This is a genomic window from Streptomyces sp. NPDC111628 (assembly GCF_055635195.1).
This window is the reverse complement of record NZ_JBVKBZ010000001.1, coordinates 167,175-185,289: the sequence shown is the minus strand read 5'-3', so window position 1 is coordinate 185,289 and position 18,115 is coordinate 167,175. Positions and strand designations below refer to the sequence as shown.

Here is an 18,115-nt window from a genome sequence, read left to right as displayed (position 1 = left end):
GGGTCAGATCTGGTTCTCGCCGCCGTCGACGTACCAGTTGGCGCCGAGGACGAAGCTGCTCTGGTCCGAGGCGAGGAAGGCCACCACGGCGGCGACCTCCTCGGGGCGCCCCATCCGGCCGATCGCGGTGTCCCCGGCGAGCTTCGTGTGGACGGTGGGCGCGTTCGACTCGCCGAAGAGGTTGGTGATCCCGGGGGTGTCGACCGGCCCCGGGGAGATCGCGTTGACCCGGACGCCACGGCCCTTGAGCTCGTTCGCCCAGCCCCGCGCAAAGGTCCGGACGGCGGCCTTGGAGGCGGCGTACAGGCTGAACGCCTCGGCGCCGTTGTCGGCGGCGGTGGAGGCGTTCAGGATTACCGAGGCACCGTCGTTGAGCAGCGGCAGCGCCTTCTGCACGGTGAAGAGCGTGCCTCGCACGTTGACGCCGAAGATCTCCTCGAACCGCTCCTCGGTGATCTCCTCCAGCGGCACGAGCGAGGCGGTCGCCGCGTTGGCGAAGACCACGTCGAGCCCCCGGCCGCGGGCGCGGACCGCTTCGTAGAGCCGGTCCAGGTCGGCCGGGTCCGAGACGTCACCGGCCACCGCCGTGACCCGCTCGGCGCCGATGATCTCCACGGCCGTGTCCAGGGCCTCCTTGCGCCGCCCGGTGATGAACACGTGCGCGCCCTCGTCCGCCAGCCGCACCGCGCTGGCCAGACCGATCCCCGTGCCGCCGCCGGTGACGACGGCCGTCCTGCCTTCGAGCTGTCCCATGGTGAGCACCCTTCCCGATATTCGGTACCGATCGGTACTGAAAGCGACCGTAGCACATCCGTACCGCTCGATACGGAAGGCGTAGACTGGGACCATGGAGACGCGACAGAAGGGGTCGATCGGCCGACCGAGGGGCTTCGACGCCGACGAGGCGCTGGAGAAGGCCATGCGGGTCTTCTGGGAGCAGGGCTACGAGGGCGCCAGCCTCACCGACCTGACCGGCGCCATGGGCATCACCCGCACCAGCATGTACGCGGCCTTCGGCAACAAGGAGGACCTGTTCCGCAAGGCACTCGAACGCTACGAGGAGGGCCCCGCCTCCTACGTGGCCCGCGCCCTGCGCAAGCCCACCGCCCGCGAGGCGGCCACCGCGTTCCTGAACGGCGCCGTGGAGGTCAGCACCCGCCCCAACTGCCCGTCCGGCTGCCTGGGCGTCCAGGGCTCACTCGCCTCCGGGGAGACGGGACGGTCGGCCCGTGACCTGCTCGCCGACTGGCGCGAAGGGGGCGTCGGTCAACTCCGCGACCGGTTCCGGCAGGCCGTGGACGACGGCGACCTGCCGCCCGGCAGCGACCCGCTGCACATCGCCCGCTACCTCATGACCTTCGCCAACGGCATCTCCGTGCAGGCCGCCGGGGGCGCCACTCGCGAAGACCTCCAGCGGGTGGCCGAGACCGCCCTGCGCAACTGGCCACCCGCCTGATCCGGAGTCAAGGGCTGCCGGGGCCTGCTGCCGCCAGGGCCTCCGCCACCGCCTGCCGCAGCGAACGGCCGGTGATCCGGCGGTTCTCCCCGTCGGCCAGGTGCGCCGCGGCACGACCCACCCATTCCGGGTCGCCGAGGAGCTGGAGCTTCCCCTCATCGGTGAGCTGCCGCAGCAAGGCCTCCAGCCGGAGCGCGTCGACCGCCCGGTAAGGGTGCGTGTGCTGATCGAAGCGCAGTTGGTGATCCTCGTACGGGTGGCGCAGCGTCATGTGCAACCAGCCGCCCTCACGCCTGGCGACCATGCCCCTCAGCGTGTACAGGCCCCTGTTGTTCGTGTCCCAGGGGTGCTTGCCCCAGGTGAGCCTGATGCCGTTCATGATCCTGGACCACGGGACCAACTGCCCCTCGGATTCCGGCTCATGCTGGTGGAGCCCTTCCGGGCGAAACTCCACCCAGTGGGCGTCAGGCCGGGTGGCATCCCCGACTCGCCAACGGCCGTCGGTCAGTTCCAGCGGTCCCAGAGACGTACGGTCTTCCCCCATGCGGTCATTGAACCACGCGGACTGCCACGCCCTCAGGGGCGCGCACTCTCGCGGTTCGTCCTCCTTAGCCGCGCCTTCAGCACTTCCTCCGGCCGCGCCACCCCCACCGATGCCCGCGGGCAGTCCCACTCCCGGCCCCCCGCGACCGGCCGCAACTGCACACTGCCGCCCACGTGCCCCATCACCTCCCCCACCCGCCCGTCCCTCGCGTCCACGGCATGCGTGCCGACGGCCGGCCGCTCGCCCCGCACCACGGACGCCAGCCGCTCCGCGACCCGTACGTTGCACCGACCCAGGTCGACCAGGGCGAACGGCTCGTCACTCGCGCCGGTCACCGGATCGACGCACAGGGACGGCAGTACGACACCGGCGCCCACGAGGGCCTGCCGCAGGGACTCGACGACTTCTTCGGTCGACCGCACCCTTCCTCACCTCCACGCTGAGTTCGTGATTCGCGACACAGCGTGTCCGTTGCACTCCTAACCTGGCCATACAGGGCGCTCCAACAATCCCTGCTGTGCGACCGGGAGTTCCGTCACCATGCCAGGACCGAAAGACCTCGACCCGTCCTCGTCCCCGCGCGCCCTCCTCGGCGCCGAGCTGCGCCACGCCCGCGAGAAGTCCGGCCTGAGCCAGGAGGAACTGGGCGCGCGGCTGTTCGTCAGCGGCTCCTTCATCGGCCAGCTGGAGTCCGGCACGCGCCGGATGCAGCCGGAGTACGCCCGGCTACTGGACGACGTCCTCGGCACGGAGGATTTCTTCCGGCGGAACTGCGCGGCGTCGGCCAAGTCCAAGTATCCGGAGCACTTCGCCGAGGCGGCGGAGGCGGAGGCGACCGCCACGGAGATCAGGGAGTACGCGCCCCTGCTGATCCCCGGCCTGCTGCAAACACCCGTGTACACACGAGCGGTGTGCCGCGCCTATCAGCCCACCGCGCCGGATGATGTGATCGAGGCACTCGTGACGGCCCGAATGGAGAGGACCCATCTGCTCGACGATCCAACAGAACCCCTGTTGTGGGTGGTGCTGGACGAGGCTGCGTTACGTCGGGCTACGGGCGGCCCCCAGGTGATGGCCGAGGCACTCGACCACGTCGTCGCTCTGATCCGCCAGAACCGGATCATCGTGCAGGTGCTGCCCTTCGAGTCGGGGGCGCACGCGGCTCTGGAGGGCGCCATCAAGTTGATGAACTTCGACAACGCCCCGCCGCTGGCGTATTTCGAAGGCGTTGGGATGGGGCGGCTCGAAGACGATCCCTCAACCGTGCACTACCAGCGCCATACCTACGACCTCCTTTCGGCCTGCGCTCTACCCCCTCAGAACTCCCTGGCCCTTATCGAGTCGATGGCGCAGGATTACGCTCATGAGGAGCGACACTGAGGCGACTTGGTACAAGTCCAGCTACAGCGGCGGCAGCGGTGGCAACTGCCTCGAAGTCGCCACCGGCATCCCCACCGTCGTCCCGGTCCGGGACTCGAAGAACCCCGCCGGACCCACCCTCCGCTTCCAGGCCGAGGCCTGGGCGGTCTTCGTCGACGGAATCAGGCGCGGCCGCGTCTCAGGCCCAGGTGGACGGTGACCGCGGCCAGCCCGGCCGCGCCGTACGCCAGCCACCAGCCCCCGGCCCGGTAGTCGTCCGCCGCCCCCTCCTCCTGCGCCTTCCTCTGCTGTTCGTACGTCCGCGTGCCCGCCGAACGGCCGTCGGCGAAGTCGTACAGGTCACACGTCTCCCCCGGCTTCATGGGCCCCGAGCGCTCCGCGTCCCCGTACTCCTCGATGATGCCGTCGCACTGCGGGGTGCCGCCGGCGGTCGCCGCCTCGGTGAGGAAGTACGCGCCGACGACGACCGGGACGGCGAACAGGCCCAGCAGGAGTCCTCGGAGGCTCACGCCTTCGGGTCCACCAGCGGCAGCGGCGCGAACTCGTGGCCCTCCCAGAGGCGTCGGGAGGTCTCGTTCGGGTAGGGCGCGACGGCCGACTCGGCGTCGAAGACCCGCACGAGGCGCTGCCGCGTGTCGTACGCGGGCCAGCCCGGGTCGCCGGTGCGGGCGAAGGCCGTCCAGGCGGCGCGGAAGCCGGACGACAGGGCCAGCGCCTCCGCGGACGGCTCCGCGCCGCCGAACTGGAGCAGTGCCAGGTCCGCCTGGAAGGTGCCGAAGAGGAGCGGGATGTCCAGGGCGTGGCAGGCGCCCAGGGCGCCGCCGTAGGCCGGGGCGGGCCAGGTGAGTTCGTAGACGTGGGACCGGCCGCCGCCCGCGAGGTGGGCCTCGGCCAGGTGCAGGGACGGCATCGCGAACAGCCAGTCGGTCTGGACGCGTTCGTAGAGGTCGTTGGCCGACGCGTCCGGGAACGCAGCGCGGTAGGCGGCCTCGCCGCCCGGGGCGTACAGGCGCAGGGCGGCGCTCGCGCGGTCCTCGCCGATCTCGCCGAGTTTGCCCGCCATGGCGGTGAACAGGCGGTTCTCGTCACGGTTGTGACCGGCGATCAGCTCGACGTCGCGCGCCGCGCCGGAGGCGAGCGCCTGCCAGGGCGTGACCGGCAGGAACTCGCCGTCCACGACGGGCGCGTACGGGGTGACCGTGGGCGCGGCCTGGCCCCAGCGGGGGACGTTGCCCGGCATCTTCGGGGCGAGGGCCTGGCCCGCCTTGACGAGCTGGTCCGGAGTGAGGTCCGCGAGGTCTTCGACGGTCGGGCGCAGGCCCAGCTCGGCGGCGAGGGCGGCGCCGATGTCGGCCGCCAGCTCCGCCGAGAAGAACGTGCCCGGCACGCTCTGGGCGACGGCCCGTCGGAAGAGTCCGGCCGCGCGGGGCATGGCGAGCAGGGCGGCCACGGAACCGGCGCCGGCCGACTCGCCGAAGATCGTGACCTGGTCGGGGTCGCCGCCGAACGCGGCGATGTTCTCCTGTACCCAGACCAGCGCCGCGATCTGGTCGAGCAGGCCCCGGTTGGCGGGGGCGCCCTCGATGTGGGCGAATCCCTCCATGCCGAGGCGGTAGTTGAGGGTGACGACGACGAGGTCGCCGTCGGCGGCTATGCGGCGGGCATCGTAGGCGGGGCTGCCGGAGTGGCCCATCTTGTAGGCGCCGCCGTGGATCCAGACCATGACCGGGCGGTGGGCGGCCGGGTCGGGGGCGGGCGTCCAGACGTTGGCCGTCAGCCAGTCGTCGCCCCCGGGGACGTCCGAGGGGCCGGCGGTGCCTGCGACGCCGAGGTCCTGCGGGGGCGGCGGGCCGAAGGCGTACGCGTCGCGTATGCCGTCCCAGGGGCGGGGGCGGCGCGGGGCGGCGAAGCGGGCGTCCCCCACCGGGGGCTGGGCGAAGGGGATGCCGCGGAAGACGGTCAGCCCGTCCTCGGTCCGGCCGCGCACCGCGCCGGAGGAGGTGCGCACCACGGGTTCCACTGACTCGGCAGGTCCAGGGATCGTCATCCTCCGGACCCTACGCCGTGGTGCGCACCGCGCTCAGCTGAGGGTCTTCAGCGATGCCGCGTCGTACGGGGCGAGTTCGTCGAAGCGTCCGTCGAGGACCTTCTCGGCCCACCGCGGGTCGTGGAGCAGCGCGCGGCCGACGGCGACCAGGTCGAACTCGTCGCGTTCCAGGCGGTCGAAGAGGTTGTCGAGGCTGCCGACGGGGGCGCCCTCGCCCTGGAAGGCCTTGGTGAAGTCGCCGTCGAGGCCGACCGAGCCGACGGTGATGGCGGTCCTGCCGGTGAGCTTCTTGGTCCAGCCCGCGAGGTTGAGGTCCGAGTCCTCGAACTCCGGGAGCCAGTAGCGGCGGGTGGAGGCGTGGAAGGCGTCGACACCGGCCGAGGCGAGCGGGGCGAGGATCGCCTCCAGTTCCTGGGGCGTCTCGGCGAGGCGGGCGCCGTAGACGTCCTGCTTCCACTGGGAGTAGCGGAAGATCACGGGGAAGTCGGCGGAGACCGTCTCCCGTACGGCGGCCACGATCTCGGCGGCGAACCTGGTCCGGGCGACGGGGTCGCCGCCGTAGGCGTCGGTGCGGCGGTTGGTGCCGGACCACAGGAACTGGTCGACGAGGTAGCCGTGGGCGCCGTGGATCTCCACGCCGTCGAAGCCGATGCGCTCGGCGGCCGCGGCGGACTCGGCGAAGGCGCCGATGACGTCGTCCAGGTCGCGCTGGGTCATCGCGGTGCCGGTGGGCTCGTCCTCGCCGATGCGCAGGCCGGACGGCCCGACGGCGGGGGCCTCCGGGAAGGGCTGCTCCCCGGCCTTGCGGACCATGCCGATGTGCCACAGCTGCGGCACGATCGTGCCGCCCGCCGCGTGCACCGCCTCGGCGACCTTCGCCCACCCGGCGAGCTGCTCCTCGCCGTGGAAGCGCGGGACGCGGTCGCTCTGCCCGGCCGAGTCGTGGCCGACGTAGGTGCCCTCGGTGACGATCAGTCCGACGCCGGCGGCGGCGCGGCGGGAGTAGTACGACACCACGTCCTCGCCGGGGACGCCGCCGGGGGAGAACATCCGGGTCATCGGCGCCATCGCGATGCGGTTGGGCACGGTGAGGCCGTTGATGGTGGCCGGGCGGGCGAGCAGTTGGGCGGCGCGGGTGGCGGCCTCGGCGGGGGTGACGGTCACGTGGGGGCTCCTGAGTCGGGGTACCGGTCGGTATGTGCGCGCGCATTCATCGCACTCCAACGGGAACCGGCCCGCCCCGCCGGACCATTCCGCCCGGCCGCCCGATGTGATCCTGGCCACAGCAAAACGGGGCGGGCGGCGGGTGAGCGCGGACACGCCCGAGGGCGGCACCCCCCTCGCGGGGAGTGCCGCCCTCGGTCCGTGCTGGACGGTCGATCAACCGGAACCGGTCGATCAGAAGTCCATGTCACCGCCCGGCATGCCGCCCGGGGCGCCCGCCGGAGCGGCCTTCTCGGGCTTGTCGGCGATGACGGCCTCGGTGGTGAGGAACAGCGCGGCGATGGAGGCGGCGTTCTGCAGGGCAGAGCGGGTCACCTTCGCCGGGTCGATGATGCCCTCGGCGATCATGTCGACGTACTCACCGGAGGCGGCGTTCAGGCCGTGGCCGACGGTCAGGTTGCGGACCTTCTCCACGACGACGCCGCCCTCGAGACCGCCGTTGACGGCGATCTGCTTCAGCGGGGCCTCCAGGGCGAGCTTCACGGCGTTGGCGCCGGTCGCCTCGTCACCCGACAGCTCCAGCTTCTCGAAGACCTGGGAGGCCTGGAGCAGGGCCACGCCACCACCGGCGACGATGCCCTCCTCGACGGCCGCCTTCGCGTTGCGAACGGCGTCCTCGATGCGGTGCTTGCGCTCCTTGAGCTCGACCTCGGTGGCGGCACCGGCCTTGATGACGGCCACGCCGCCGGCCAGCTTCGCCAGACGCTCCTGGAGCTTCTCGCGGTCGTAGTCCGAGTCGCTGTTCTCGATCTCGGCGCGGATCTGGTTGACGCGGCCCTGGACCTGGTCGGCCGAACCGGCGCCGTCCACGATCGTGGTCTCGTCCTTGGTGATGACGACCTTGCGCGCGCTGCCCAGCAGGTCGAGCGAGGCGTTCTCCAGCTTGAGGCCGACCTCCTCGGAGATGACCTCGCCGCCCGTGAGGATGGCGATGTCGCCGAGCATGGCCTTGCGGCGGTCGCCGAAGCCCGGGGCCTTGACGGCGACGGACTTGAAGGTGCCGCGGATCTTGTTGACGACCAGGGTCGACAGGGCCTCGCCCTCGACGTCCTCGGCGATGATCAGCAGCGGCTTGCCCGACTGCATGACCTTCTCCAGGAGCGGCAGCAGGTCCTTGACGTTGCCGATCTTGGAGTTGGCGATCAGGATGTACGGGTCGTCGAGCGACGCCTCCATACGCTCCATGTCGGTGGCGAAGTACGCCGAGATGTAGCCCTTGTCGAAGCGCATACCCTCGGTGAGCTCCAGCTCCAGACCGAAGGTCTGGGACTCCTCGACGGTGATGACGCCTTCCTTGCCGACCTTGTCCATGGCCTCGGCGATGAGCTCGCCGATCTGGGTGTCGGCGGCGGAGATCGAGGCCGTGGAGGCGATCTGCTCCTTGGTCTCGACGTCCTTGGCCTGCTCCAGCAGGGCGGCGGAGACGGCCTCGACGGCCTTCTCGATACCGCGCTTGAGGGCCATCGGGTTGGCACCGGCCGCGACGTTGCGCAGGCCTTCCTTGACCAGGGCCTGGGCGAGAACGGTCGCGGTGGTCGTACCGTCGCCGGCGACGTCGTCCGTCTTCTTGGCGACTTCCTTGACCAGCTCGGCGCCGATCTTCTCGTACGGGTCCTCGAGCTCGATCTCCTTGGCGATGGAGACACCATCGTTGGTGATCGTGGGGGCGCCCCACTTCTTCTCGAGGACGACGTTGCGGCCCTTGGGGCCGAGCGTCACCTTGACGGCGTCCGCGAGCTGGTTCATGCCGCGCTCGAGGCCGCGCCGCGCCTCCTCGTCGAACGCGATGATCTTGGCCATGTGAAGTGGTCCCTCCAGGACTGGGGGTGATTCCTTCGGACCGCGCCCGCGCCCGCGACGGACGGCTCGCCTGCCTTGTGGTTCCTTCCCCACCCGGCCTGCGGGCCTCACCGACCCGGTCCTTCGTTGTCACTCTCACCTTCAGAGTGCTAACGCCAATGATTAGCACTCGGCATGGTCGAGTGCAAGCGCCTCTCGGCGATCGGGCCCCGCCGTCAGCCACCCGCGAACAAGGGGACGAGGGGCGTCCGGGCAGGCCGAAGGGCCCGTACCCAGCGGGTACGGGCCCTTCGGATGAAGACCGGGTTGCGGTGGCCGCGCGTCTCAGGCGCTGAGGCGAACCATGTCGGCCTGCGGGCCCTTCTGACCCTGCGAGATCTCGAACTCGACCCGCTGGCCTTCTTCGAGGGTGCGGTAGCCGTCCATCTGAATCGCGCTGTAGTGGACGAAAACATCCGCACCACCGTCGACCGCGATGAAGCCGTACCCCTTCTCCGCGTTGAACCACTTGACGGTGCCCTGAGCCATGCCTAACTCCCCTATTACTGGCCCTTGCACAGATCCGCACTTCGCGGACCCGGGTCAGACCTCGCCCCCTCACGACTGGGGGCGTGCGCCGGAACGCGTCGACCGCGGCTGAATGTATCTGTCCAACTGCCGTCTGCAACAGGTCAATCGGACGAGAAATCTGGACGTACCCGGTCCGGAATGTGGCGAACTTTCGCCTGAATACGGGTCAAGTCGGGTCACGCAAAGGGAACAAAAGCCGCGAAATACGCTCGCACTTTGGCTACTTCTTGTCGGGCGGGCGGCAGGAATTAACGGTTCCCGTTGTGTCGATCGGGAGCGCGTTCCCCAACTCTACCGCGCTCAACCACATGGAATTGCCCCCTCCGTTTCTCTTACGGAGAGGGCAATACGCACTACGAGGGGTATCCGCGGTGGATCAGCCGCCGGCGACCGCCGGGATGATCGAGACGCCCGCGCCGTCCGGCGTCGCGGTCTGAAGGCCCTGCTCGAAGCGGACGTCGTCGTCGTTGACGTAGACGTTGACGAAGCGGCGCAGCTTGCCCTGGTCGTCCAGGACGCGGGCGGCGATGCCGGTGTGGTTCTTCTCCAGGTCGGAGATGATCTCCCCGAGGTTGGCACCGTCGGCACTCACCTCGGCCTTGCCGCCGGTGTAGGTACGCAGGATGGTCGGGATGCGAACGGTCACGCTCATGCGAGGCCAGCCTCTCGGAAGGAGTCCAGGTTCGGGCGGATGGTGGCGGTGAGGCCGGTGCCGGCCACCGCGTCGAGGGTCTTCAGGCCGTCGCCGGTGTTGAGGACGACGGTGGTGAGCGACGGGTCGAGCACCCCGTTCTCGATCAGCTTCTTCGTGACGCCAACCGTCACGCCGCCCGCCGTCTCCGCGAAGATGCCCTCCGTGCGGGCGAGCAGCTTGATCGCGTCCACGACCTGCTCGTCGGTCACGTCCTCCACGGCGCCGCCGGTGCGGCGGGCGATGTCGAGGACGTACGGGCCGTCGGCCGGGTTGCCGATGGCCAGCGACTTGGCGATGGTGTTCGGCTTCTGCGGGCGGACCACGTCGTGACCGGCCTTGAACGCCGTGGAGACCGGCGAGCAGCCCTCGGCCTGCGCGCCGAAGATCTTGTACGGCCGGTCCTCGACCAGACCGAGCTCGATCAGCTCCTTGAGCCCCTTGTCGATCTTCGTCAGCTGGGAGCCGGACGCGATCGGCACGACGAGCTGGTCGGGCAGCCGCCAGCCGAGCTGCTCGCAGATCTCGTACGCGAGGGTCTTGGAACCCTCGGCGTAGTAGGGGCGCAGGTTGACGTTGACGAAGCCCCAGCCCTCGCCGGCCGGGTCGCCGATCAGCTCGGAGCAGAAGCGGTTCACGTCGTCGTAGTTGCCCTCGATGCCGACCAGCTCGCCGCCGTAGACGGCGGCCATGACGATCTTGCCCTGCTCCAGGTCGTGCGGGATGAACACGCAGGAGCGGAAGCCGGCCCGGGCGGCGGCGGCGCCGACGGCACCGGCGAGGTTGCCGGTGGAGGAGCAGGACAGGGTGGTGAAGCCGAAGGCGCGGGCGGCCTCGATGGCCTGGGCGACGACGCGGTCCTTGAAGGAGTGCGTCGGGTTGCCGGAGTCGTCCTTGACGTACAGCCCGCCGGTGACGCCCAGCTCGCGGGCGAGGTTGTCGGCCTGGACGAGCTTGGTCCAGCCGGGGTTGATGTTCGGCTTGGTCGCCACGTCGGCGGGGACGGGCAGCAGGGGGGCGTAGCGCCAGATGTTCGCGGGGCCCGCTTCGATCCGCTTGCGCAGCTCTTCGGTGTCGTAGGCCGAGAAGTCGTAGGCGATCTCGAGGGGGCCGAAACACTCTTCGCAGGCGAAGACCGGTCCGAGCGGGACCTTGTGGCCGCACTCCCGGCAGCTCAACGCGGCGGCGGGGCCGAGGTCGACGGTGCCGTCGGCGGAGTTCGTGGAGGTTTCGGCAGTCTGCACAGCCATGGAGGCGAGGCCCTTTCTCCTCATCTTCCTCACGACGCATCTCGCCGTGAGACGGATTTGGCACCTTCCCTAGCCGGGAGCCTCGCCACGTCCGTGTGACAAGAGCCGGCTGGAGGGTTGCCGGGGCTTCATCGGGCCGTATCCCTCTGCCCCTCTGGATGAGCGGTATGTGGTTGTTTTTCGGTGGTGCACACGGCGACCCCGGCATGCGGGGGTCCCACGCGTTGTTCAAGACTGTAACCGAAGGCCAGGACGGTTGAGATAGTCGTCCGTACCGCGAGATGGATCACAATGGATCACGAAGGAGACCACGGGACGTGCTGGAAGAAGTCGAGCGCTGGCTGAACGCACGCTCCTGGTCGGCCGCGGACCGGCCGGTCCAGCACCTTCTGTCCGCCAAGCACGCCACCGGTCAGTCGGTGAGCGTGGTGCTCCCCGCCCTGGACGAGCAGGCGACCGTCGGCGACATCGTCTCGGTGATCCGGCGGGAGCTGGTGCTCCGCCATCCGCTCGTGGACGAGATCGTGGTCGTGGACTCCGGGTCGAGCGACCGGACGTCGGAGGTGGCCGCGGCGGCCGGGGCGCGCGTCGTGCACCGCGACGCGATCCTGCCCCGCATCCCCGCCGTGCCCGGCAAGGGCGAGGTGCTGTGGCGTTCGCTGCTGGTCACCGGCGGGGACATCGTCTGCTTCGTCGACGCGGACCTGCGCGAGTTCTCCGCCGACTTCGTCTCCGGGATCGTGGGCCCGCTGCTCACCGATCCGGACGTGCACCTCGTCAAGGCCATGTACGACCGTCCGCTGGCCGGGGCGGCCGGGCAGGGCGGCCGGGTCACCGAGCTGATGGCCCGCCCGCTGCTCAACATGCACTGGCCGCAGCTGGCCGGCTTCGTCCAGCCGCTGGGCGGGGAGTACGCGGCCCGCCGCTCGCTGCTGGAACGGCTCCCCTTCCCGGTCGGCTACGGCGTCGAGCTGGGCATGCTGGTCGACGCCCTGCACCTGGTGGGCCTGGACGCGCTCGCGCAGGTCGACGTCGGGGTCCGCGTCCACCGCCACCAGGACGGGCGGGCGCTGGGCCGGATGGCCGCGGCGATCTACCGCACCGCCCAGCTCCGCCTGGCCCGCGGCCACCTGGTCCGCCCGGCCCTCACCCAGTTCGAGCGGGGCGTCGACGGCTTCGAGCCGCGCACCTACGCCGTGGACACCGAGGAACGGCCCCCGATGACGGAGATCGCGGAGTACGCGGCCCGGAAGGTGGCGTGACCCGGGCGCCTCAGCCCGAGACGCCGTCCGACCAGCGCCACCTGCCGCCGGAGTCCCGCTCGCAGGTCAGGTACTCGCCGCCGCGGCCGTGGGTGCTCAGGCCCCGGTGCTTCTTGGCGCAGAACTGGCCGTCGGCGTAGCAGTTTCCGGCCGGGCTCATCAGCTCGCAGACGCCGGAGCCGCCGCCGGTCCCGCCGCCCCCGCTCGTGCCGCCGGTGCCGTCGGCCCGGGTCTTCGACGGTTTCGGGGCCGGCTCGGGCGTGTGCAGCAGGCGCCCGGCGCAGTCGCGGCCGTCGCGGGGGACGGTGAAGGTCACGGCGCCGGAGCCGCCGCTCTGCTCGCAGACCTTCTCGCCGCTGCCCCAGGAGGAGGCCCGCTGCCCGCTGCCCTCAAGGCGCACGGTGTAGCCGACGTGCGCCTTCTCGGCGGCGCTGACGGCCGCCCCGATGCTGCCGCCGGTGAGGTCCGGCAGCGTGACGGCCGTGGGGGTGGGGGCGGGAGTCGGGGTCTCGGTGCTGGGGGACGCCTCGGGGGTGGGGCTGCTGCTCGGCGTGGCCGGGTCGGTGGCGGAGGCGGTGGCCTTCGCGGGCGCCTCGTCCGCCGTGGTGCTCGCGTCGCCGTCGCCGCAGCCGGCCAGGGCCAGCGCGGAGGCCGCGATCAGTGCCGCCGTGGCCGCGAGTCCGCTCGTGCGCCGGTGCCGTGTGCGTATACGTATGGGCATGGTGCGCCCGCCCCCCAAGAAGTTGAAATGTGCACCGCACATCCTCAACCTGTTCACACTTCCTGCACAAGACGCGTGACCGAATCGCCGTCGGCGTGACCCGGGGAAACGTTTGAGGTGCGAGGGGCCGGGCTAGGTTGAGGCGTATGGCTTCAAGCTTCGGTGCTGCTCAGGTGCTGGTCGCCTCCAACCGGGGACCGGTCTCGTACGAGGTGCGCGGGGACGGCTCGCTGCACGCCAAACGGGGCGGTGGCGGGCTCGTCTCGGGGCTGTCGGCCATCGGGCCCGACGCCGGCGCGCTGTGGGTGTGCTCGGCGCTGGGCGACGGCGACCGCGAGGCGGTGCGGCGCGGGGTCGGCGAGGACGGCGTGCGGATGCTGGACGTGCCGGCCGACGTGCACGCGGACGCCTACAACGGGATCGCCAACTCGGTGCTGTGGTTCGTGCACCACATGCTCTACCAGACGCCCCTGGAGCCGGTCTTCGACGCGGAGTTCCGGCGGCAGTGGGCCTCCTACGAGGCCTACAACCGGGCCTTCGCCGAGGCGCTGGCCGAGGAGGCGGCCGAGGGCGCGGTCGCGATCGTGCAGGACTACCACCTGACGCTGGTGCCGGGAATGCTGCGCGAGCTGCGCCCGGATCTGCGCATCGGCCACTTCTCGCACACGCCCTGGGCCCCGGTGGACTACTTCCGGCTGCTGCCGGACGACATCGCCGAGCAGGTGCTGCGCGGGATGCTGGGCGCCGACCGGCTCGGGTTCCTCACCCGGCGCTGGGCCGACGCGTTCACCGCCTGCTGCGACGCCGTGGTGGGCGGGCTCGGCGGCACCGAGATCGGCGTGCACGGGCTGGGCGCCGACGGCGACTTCCTGCGGAAGCGGTCGCACGAGGCCGACGTCGAGGAGCGGATGGCGGACCTGCGGGCGGAGATCGGCACCGCGCCGGACGGCAGCACGCGCCGCACCGTGGTGCGGGTGGACCGCACCGAGCTGTCCAAGAACATCGTGCGCGGTCTGCTGGCCTACCGGGAGCTGCTGGCCGGGCGGCCGGAGTGGCGCGGGCGGGTCGTGCACGTCGCGTTCGCCTATCCCTCGCGGCAGGATCTCGCCGTGTACCGGGAGTACACGGCCGAGGTGCGGCGGGTCGCGGAGGCGGTCAACGAGGAGTTCGGGACGCCGGGGTGGACGCCGGTCGTGCTGAATCTGGAGGACGACTTCGCGCGGTCGCTGGCGGCGTACCGGCTGGCGGACGTGGCGCTCGTCAACCCCGTCCGGGACGGGATGAACCTGGTCGCGAAGGAGGTGCCGGTCGTCTCCGACGCGGGGTGCGCGCTGGTGCTGTCGCGGGAGGCGGGCGCGTACGAGGAACTGGGCGAGGACGCGGTGGTGGTGAATCCGTACGACGTGGTGGGCACCGCGGACGCGTTGCACGCGGCGCTCGGCCTGTCGGCGGGGGACCGGGCCGAGCGCTCGAAGCGGCTGGCGGCCGCCGGCACCGCGTTGCCCCCGGCGCGGTGGTTCCTTGAGCAGCTGGACGCGCTGCGGGGCTGACGGGGGTTACTTGTCCTGGACCGGCGGGCAGGTGCCGGTCTCCTCGCCGATGGAGTTGATCTCGGCGTTCGGCCGCGGGTCACCGGCGTAGTTCACCTGGTCCGTGCACTTGACCCCGTCCTCCTTGGGGGTGCCGGAGGACGTGCCGCCCGACTGCGGCTCGGGGCAGGTGCCGGTGTCCGCGCCGATCGAGTTGATCTCGACGTTCGGCCGCGGGTCACCGGCGTAGTCCAGCTGGTCCGTGCACTTCTCCCCCGCCTCCTGGTCCGGCTTCGACGCCGCCGGGGGCTGCGAGGACGCGCCACCGGTGGCGGTCCCGTCGTCCGCGGTGGGGGGCTGTGCGGCGCTCGTCGCGGTCGCGGTCGCGGCGGGGGCGGCGCCGTCGTCGGTGCCGCCGTTCCCGCCGTCGCCACTGGTGCCGCAGGCGGTCAGCGCCAGGCCGAGGGCCACGGCGGCGAGGGCGAGCATCGGGGTCTTCCGAGCGGACATGACGGGTTCCTCCACGGTCGTGGGCCTCACTGAGCAGGCTTTACGGCGTGCAAGACAGCGGGCGCGGCGGACCGGGTTGCCCCGCCCGCGGCGTCCGGACACGCCTGTGACAGGCGGGGGAACCGTCCGTGACGTTGTCTCAGGCCAGTCGGCGGGCGAGGGCCGCCAGCAGGGCCACCACTCCGGCGGGGCCGGACACCTCGACGTCCGCGCGCTTCCTCAGTTCCGTCACCTCGTCGCTGCCGCTGCACACCAGGAGGCCCGGGGTGCCCTCGGTGCGGAGGGTGTCGACGGCGGCGTAGGCCGGGAGGTCGCCGAGGTCGTCGCCGGCGAAGAGGACGGAGGCGGCGCCGAGGGAGTGGACGTACGAACGCAGCGCCGCGCCCTTGTCCATGCCGGGTGGGCGCAGTTCCAGCACCATCCGCCCCGGTTCGACGATCAGGCCGTGCCGGGAGGCCAGGCCGGTGAGCGGGGCGCGCAGGGCGTCGAAGGCGGCCTGCGGGTCGGGGGCGCGGCGGGTGTGGACGGCGACCGCGTGGCCCTTGTCCTCCGTCCAGGTGCCCTGCGCCGCCGGCCCGGACCGCTCCAGCAGTTCCGGGAGCTCGGCGCGGACGGCGGCGACGCCGGGGTGCGGTTCCGGCGTGGTCAGGGTGCCGGTGGCTGCGTCCCAGCGCTCGGCGCCGTAGTGGCCGAGGACCACGAGGCGGTCGAGGCCGGGGACGTCCGCGAAGCCGCCGTGATGGACGGCGACCTCGGCGGGGCGCCCGGTGATCACGGCGATCGAGGCGACCTTCGGGGCCAGGGCCGCGAGCGCCGGTACGGCCTCCGGGTGGGCGCGGGCCCGGTCGGGATCGGGCACGATCGGGGCGAGCGTGCCGTCGAAGTCGAGCGCGACCACCGCGCGGCCGGGGTCGGCGAGGAGGGCGTCGAGCCCTGCGCGCCCGGCCGCCGTCGCGGGCGTCGGCAGGGGCGGTGGGGAGTCGTCTCGGGTGGAGTCCTGGTGGCTGCCCATACCGCGAACCTATCCCGCCGGGGCGCGCCCCACGCGTCGCCCGCGGGCCCCACCCCACCGACCGCCGCGCCCGCGCCGCCGGACCCGTCGCCCCGGGCCGACCCCTCCGGCCCACCGGGCTCGGGGCCCGGCCAGGCGCACGCCCCGGCACTCCGCACAACCCGGCGCGGCGACCTCGCCGAGGCGGGCGGTCCCGCGCCGCCGCGCCCGTCGCCCCGGGACGACCCCTCCCTGGCGGGAGCCCCCGGCCCACCGGGCTCGGGGCCCGGCCAGGCGCACGCCCCCGGCACTCCGCACAACCCGGCGCGGCGACCTCGCCGGGGCGGGCGGTCCCGGTGCTTCGCGCGGGCCGGAATGCGGGGCCCCGACGACCGGCTCCCGACGTGCCCGCGTCGCTGGGGTTTGTCGTCCCGGGGCGGCCCCTCCCTGGCGGGAGCCCCCGGCCCACCCGGCACGGTGACGCGTCCGGTGCGGGGCGGCCTCAGCGGTCTGTGCGGCGGGATTGCCGTATGCGGCGGAGGCGGTTGACCGTCACCGGGTCGGTCGCCAGGGCGCGGGGGTCGTCCAGGAGGGCGTTGAGGAGCTGGTAGTAGCGGACGGGGGCCAGGCCCAGCTCCTCGCGGATGGCGCGTTCCTTGGCGCCGGGGCCGGTGAAGCCCCGGCGTTCCAGCGCGAGGATGCTCCGCTCCCGCTCGGCCAGCTCTCCCAGGTCCATGTACGGCACCGTAACGCCCGCCACCGACAGCGGCCGCTACTCCGCGCTGCCCGCCTTCATCGCCGTCGCCTGGATCTGGCCGAGGACCTCCTCGGGGCTGGCGCCCGTGGCGACCGCCTGGCCGATGCGCTTCTTGACGTCCGCGCTGACCGCGGCCCAGGAGGTCTTGCCGACCGGGTACAGCTCGGAAAGCAGCAGCTCGTCCAGGAACGGCTTGAGGTTCTCGTCCTCCGTCGCGGTGCTCATGGTCTGGGAGGCGGAGGTGGTCACCGGCAGCAGGTCGTACTCGCGGGAGAAGTCGAGGACGTTCTCCTCGCTGTAGACGAAGTCGAGGAAGTCGCCGACCTCGTCCTGGTGGCCGTTCTTCTTGAAGGCCGTCATCCAGTCGGAGACCCCGAGCGTGCTCTTGCTCTCGCCGTCGATGCCGGGGGTGGTCACCATGCCGTACTTCACGCCCTTGTCGGACGCCATCTTCATCAGCGAGGGGTGCCCGTTGAGCATGCCCACGTCACCATTGGCGAACGCGGCGAAGGCGTCGGCGCGGTTGAGCTTGCCGGGGGCGACGGGGCCGGTGAGGCCCTTGCCGACCAGTTCGTCCCGCAGCCAGGTGAAGGTGGTGACGTTCTGCGGGGAGTCGACGGAGTAGGTGCCGACGTCGTCGGTGTAGCCGCCCTCGCCGCTGAGCATCCACTGCATCGTCTCGGCCTGCGCCTCCTCGGCGCCCAGCGGCAGGGCGTAGGGGTACTTCACGCCCTTCTCCTCGAGCGCCTCGGCGGCCTCGGCGAGGTCGTCCCAGGACTTGGGCGGCTGGACCCCGGCCTTGTCGAAGAGGGTCTTGTTGTAGAAGAGCACGCGGGTGGAGGCGGCGAAGGGCAGGCCGTACTGCACGCCGTTGACCTGGCCGGCGGCGGCCAGCTGGGAGACGAAGTCGGCCTGGACCGGGATGGAGAGCACGTCGTCCGCCCGGTAGAGCAGGTCCTTGTCCGCGTAGTCGGAGTAGGCGCCGATCTGCGCCATGTCGGGCGCCTCGCCCGCGTCGACCATCTCGCGGACCTTGCGGTCGACGTCGTTCCAGGAGTAGACGGTGACGTCCACCTGCACGTCGGGGTTCTTGGCCTCGTAGGACTTGACCAGCTCGTCCCAGTACTTCTGGGAGCTGTTGTCCTTGCTGTCGCCGTAGTCGGCGGCGACGAGCTTCAGGGTCACCCCGTCGGAGTCGCCGGTGAGACCGCAGCCGCCGAGGACCGCCGTCATGCCCAGTGCGGACACCACCGCGATCGTTCCTGTCCTACGCCGCTGCACCCTGTTCCCCAACCCTGACTGCTCGTTCGCGCGTTCGCTTACCGGATTAAGGTCTACACCACCGCAGTGGACTAGACCTCTCCCGGGTGTACGGGCCACACT

Annotated in this window: 20 protein-coding genes and 1 riboswitch; of the genes, 5 read left to right on the top strand and 15 right to left on the bottom strand. The window is 71.6% G+C overall.

Translation table 11 applies throughout. From position 1 onward, the window contains the following. Nucleotides 1-3 precede the first annotated feature (3 nt). Nucleotides 4-753: an SDR family NAD(P)-dependent oxidoreductase gene (locus ACZ7MF_RS00935; RefSeq protein ID WP_471473729.1), complete on the bottom strand. Its 750-nt coding sequence runs from the start codon at nt 751-753 to the stop codon at nt 4-6. A gap of 94 nt (nt 754-847) precedes the next feature. Here ACZ7MF_RS00935 and ACZ7MF_RS00930 point away from each other — a divergent pair, with 94 nt between their 5' ends. Then, complete coding sequence (locus ACZ7MF_RS00930; RefSeq protein ID WP_471473728.1) at nt 848-1,456, top strand: TetR/AcrR family transcriptional regulator; 609 nt, start codon at nt 848-850, stop codon at nt 1,454-1,456. A gap of 7 nt (nt 1,457-1,463) precedes the next feature. On the opposite strand, the gene ACZ7MF_RS00925 is transcribed toward ACZ7MF_RS00930, so the two are convergent. Together ACZ7MF_RS00925 and ACZ7MF_RS00920 are read right to left on the bottom strand one after the other, a co-directional pair. Beyond that, entirely contained in the window at nt 1,464-2,000 is a 537-nt protein-coding gene (locus ACZ7MF_RS00925; protein WP_471473726.1) for a hypothetical protein, read from the bottom strand. Nucleotides 2,001-2,032: 32 nt separating this feature from the next. Continuing rightward, complete coding sequence (locus ACZ7MF_RS00920) at nt 2,033-2,422, bottom strand: hypothetical protein (RefSeq protein WP_471473725.1); 390 nt, start codon at nt 2,420-2,422, stop codon at nt 2,033-2,035. 118 nt (nt 2,423-2,540) lie between these two features. Between ACZ7MF_RS00920 and ACZ7MF_RS00915 the strand changes: the two genes are divergently transcribed. Further along, nucleotides 2,541-3,380, top strand: a complete 840-nt coding sequence (locus tag ACZ7MF_RS00915) for a helix-turn-helix domain-containing protein (protein ID WP_471473724.1) — start codon at nt 2,541-2,543, stop codon at nt 3,378-3,380. Further along, nucleotides 3,364-3,579 (top strand): DUF397 domain-containing protein, encoded by a 216-nt coding sequence (locus tag ACZ7MF_RS00910; protein ID WP_471473722.1) that lies wholly within the window; start codon nt 3,364-3,366, stop codon nt 3,577-3,579. The genes ACZ7MF_RS00915 and ACZ7MF_RS00910 overlap by 17 nt, the downstream gene beginning before the upstream one ends. Here ACZ7MF_RS00910 and ACZ7MF_RS00905 read toward each other — a convergent pair. From ACZ7MF_RS00905 to thrC, 7 genes are all read right to left on the bottom strand, one after another. Continuing rightward, nucleotides 3,542-3,889 (bottom strand): hypothetical protein, encoded by a 348-nt coding sequence (locus tag ACZ7MF_RS00905; RefSeq protein WP_471473721.1) that lies wholly within the window; start codon nt 3,887-3,889, stop codon nt 3,542-3,544. The genes ACZ7MF_RS00910 and ACZ7MF_RS00905 overlap by 38 nt on opposite strands. Then, on the bottom strand, nt 3,886-5,427 hold the full coding sequence (locus ACZ7MF_RS00900; protein WP_471473719.1) for a carboxylesterase/lipase family protein: 1,542 nt from the start codon (nt 5,425-5,427) through the stop codon (nt 3,886-3,888). The genes ACZ7MF_RS00905 and ACZ7MF_RS00900 overlap by 4 nt, the downstream gene beginning before the upstream one ends. 33 nt (nt 5,428-5,460) lie before the next feature. After that, entirely contained in the window at nt 5,461-6,591 is a 1,131-nt protein-coding gene (locus tag ACZ7MF_RS00895) for an NADH:flavin oxidoreductase (RefSeq protein WP_471473718.1), read from the bottom strand. A gap of 234 nt (nt 6,592-6,825) precedes the next feature. Further along, complete coding sequence (gene groL / locus ACZ7MF_RS00890; RefSeq protein WP_356863407.1) at nt 6,826-8,451, bottom strand: chaperonin GroEL; 1,626 nt, start codon at nt 8,449-8,451, stop codon at nt 6,826-6,828. 324 nt (nt 8,452-8,775) lie between these two features. After that, complete coding sequence (locus tag ACZ7MF_RS00885) at nt 8,776-8,979, bottom strand: cold-shock protein (RefSeq protein WP_004929928.1); 204 nt, start codon at nt 8,977-8,979, stop codon at nt 8,776-8,778. Between the two features lie 418 nt (nt 8,980-9,397). Next, nucleotides 9,398-9,673 (bottom strand): MoaD/ThiS family protein, encoded by a 276-nt coding sequence (locus ACZ7MF_RS00880; protein ID WP_217171277.1) that lies wholly within the window; start codon nt 9,671-9,673, stop codon nt 9,398-9,400. Next, entirely contained in the window at nt 9,670-10,962 is a 1,293-nt protein-coding gene (gene thrC, locus ACZ7MF_RS00875) for a threonine synthase (RefSeq protein ID WP_471473716.1), read from the bottom strand. The genes ACZ7MF_RS00880 and thrC overlap by 4 nt, the downstream gene beginning before the upstream one ends. A 17-nt stretch (nt 10,963-10,979) precedes the next feature. Then, nucleotides 10,980-11,127: riboswitch (SAM riboswitch) on the bottom strand. A 152-nt stretch (nt 11,128-11,279) separates the two neighbouring features. Between thrC and ACZ7MF_RS00870 the strand changes: the two genes are divergently transcribed. Next, nucleotides 11,280-12,224 carry a glucosyl-3-phosphoglycerate synthase gene (locus ACZ7MF_RS00870; protein ID WP_471473715.1) on the top strand — a complete coding sequence of 315 codons (945 nt, stop codon included), beginning with the start codon at nt 11,280-11,282 and terminating at the stop codon, nt 12,222-12,224. Between the two features lie 10 nt (nt 12,225-12,234). On the opposite strand, the gene ACZ7MF_RS00865 is transcribed toward ACZ7MF_RS00870, so the two are convergent. After that, nucleotides 12,235-12,945, bottom strand: coding sequence for a hypothetical protein (locus tag ACZ7MF_RS00865; RefSeq protein ID WP_471473713.1), 711 nt, complete (start codon nt 12,943-12,945; stop codon nt 12,235-12,237). Nucleotides 12,946-13,091: 146 nt separating this feature from the next. Between ACZ7MF_RS00865 and ACZ7MF_RS00860 the strand changes: the two genes are divergently transcribed. Then, nucleotides 13,092-14,495, top strand: a complete 1,404-nt coding sequence (locus tag ACZ7MF_RS00860) for an alpha,alpha-trehalose-phosphate synthase (UDP-forming) (RefSeq protein WP_471473712.1) — start codon at nt 13,092-13,094, stop codon at nt 14,493-14,495. 6 nt (nt 14,496-14,501) lie between these two features. Here the strand turns inward: ACZ7MF_RS00860 and ACZ7MF_RS00855 are convergent, their stop codons facing one another. From ACZ7MF_RS00855 to ACZ7MF_RS00840, 4 genes are all read right to left on the bottom strand, one after another. Beyond that, a complete protein-coding gene (locus ACZ7MF_RS00855; RefSeq protein ID WP_471473710.1) occupies nt 14,502-14,984 on the bottom strand; it encodes a hypothetical protein in 483 nt (160 codons plus the stop codon). Between the two features lie 139 nt (nt 14,985-15,123). Beyond that, on the bottom strand, nt 15,124-15,996 hold the full coding sequence (gene otsB, locus ACZ7MF_RS00850) for a trehalose-phosphatase (RefSeq protein WP_471473709.1): 873 nt from the start codon (nt 15,994-15,996) through the stop codon (nt 15,124-15,126). A 481-nt stretch (nt 15,997-16,477) separates the two neighbouring features. Beyond that, nucleotides 16,478-16,711, bottom strand: a complete 234-nt coding sequence (locus tag ACZ7MF_RS00845; protein WP_356863422.1) for a DUF3263 domain-containing protein — start codon at nt 16,709-16,711, stop codon at nt 16,478-16,480. A gap of 36 nt (nt 16,712-16,747) precedes the next feature. After that, nucleotides 16,748-18,013: an extracellular solute-binding protein gene (locus tag ACZ7MF_RS00840; protein WP_471473707.1), complete on the bottom strand. Its 1,266-nt coding sequence runs from the start codon at nt 18,011-18,013 to the stop codon at nt 16,748-16,750. Between the last annotated feature and the right edge of the window lie 102 nt (nt 18,014-18,115).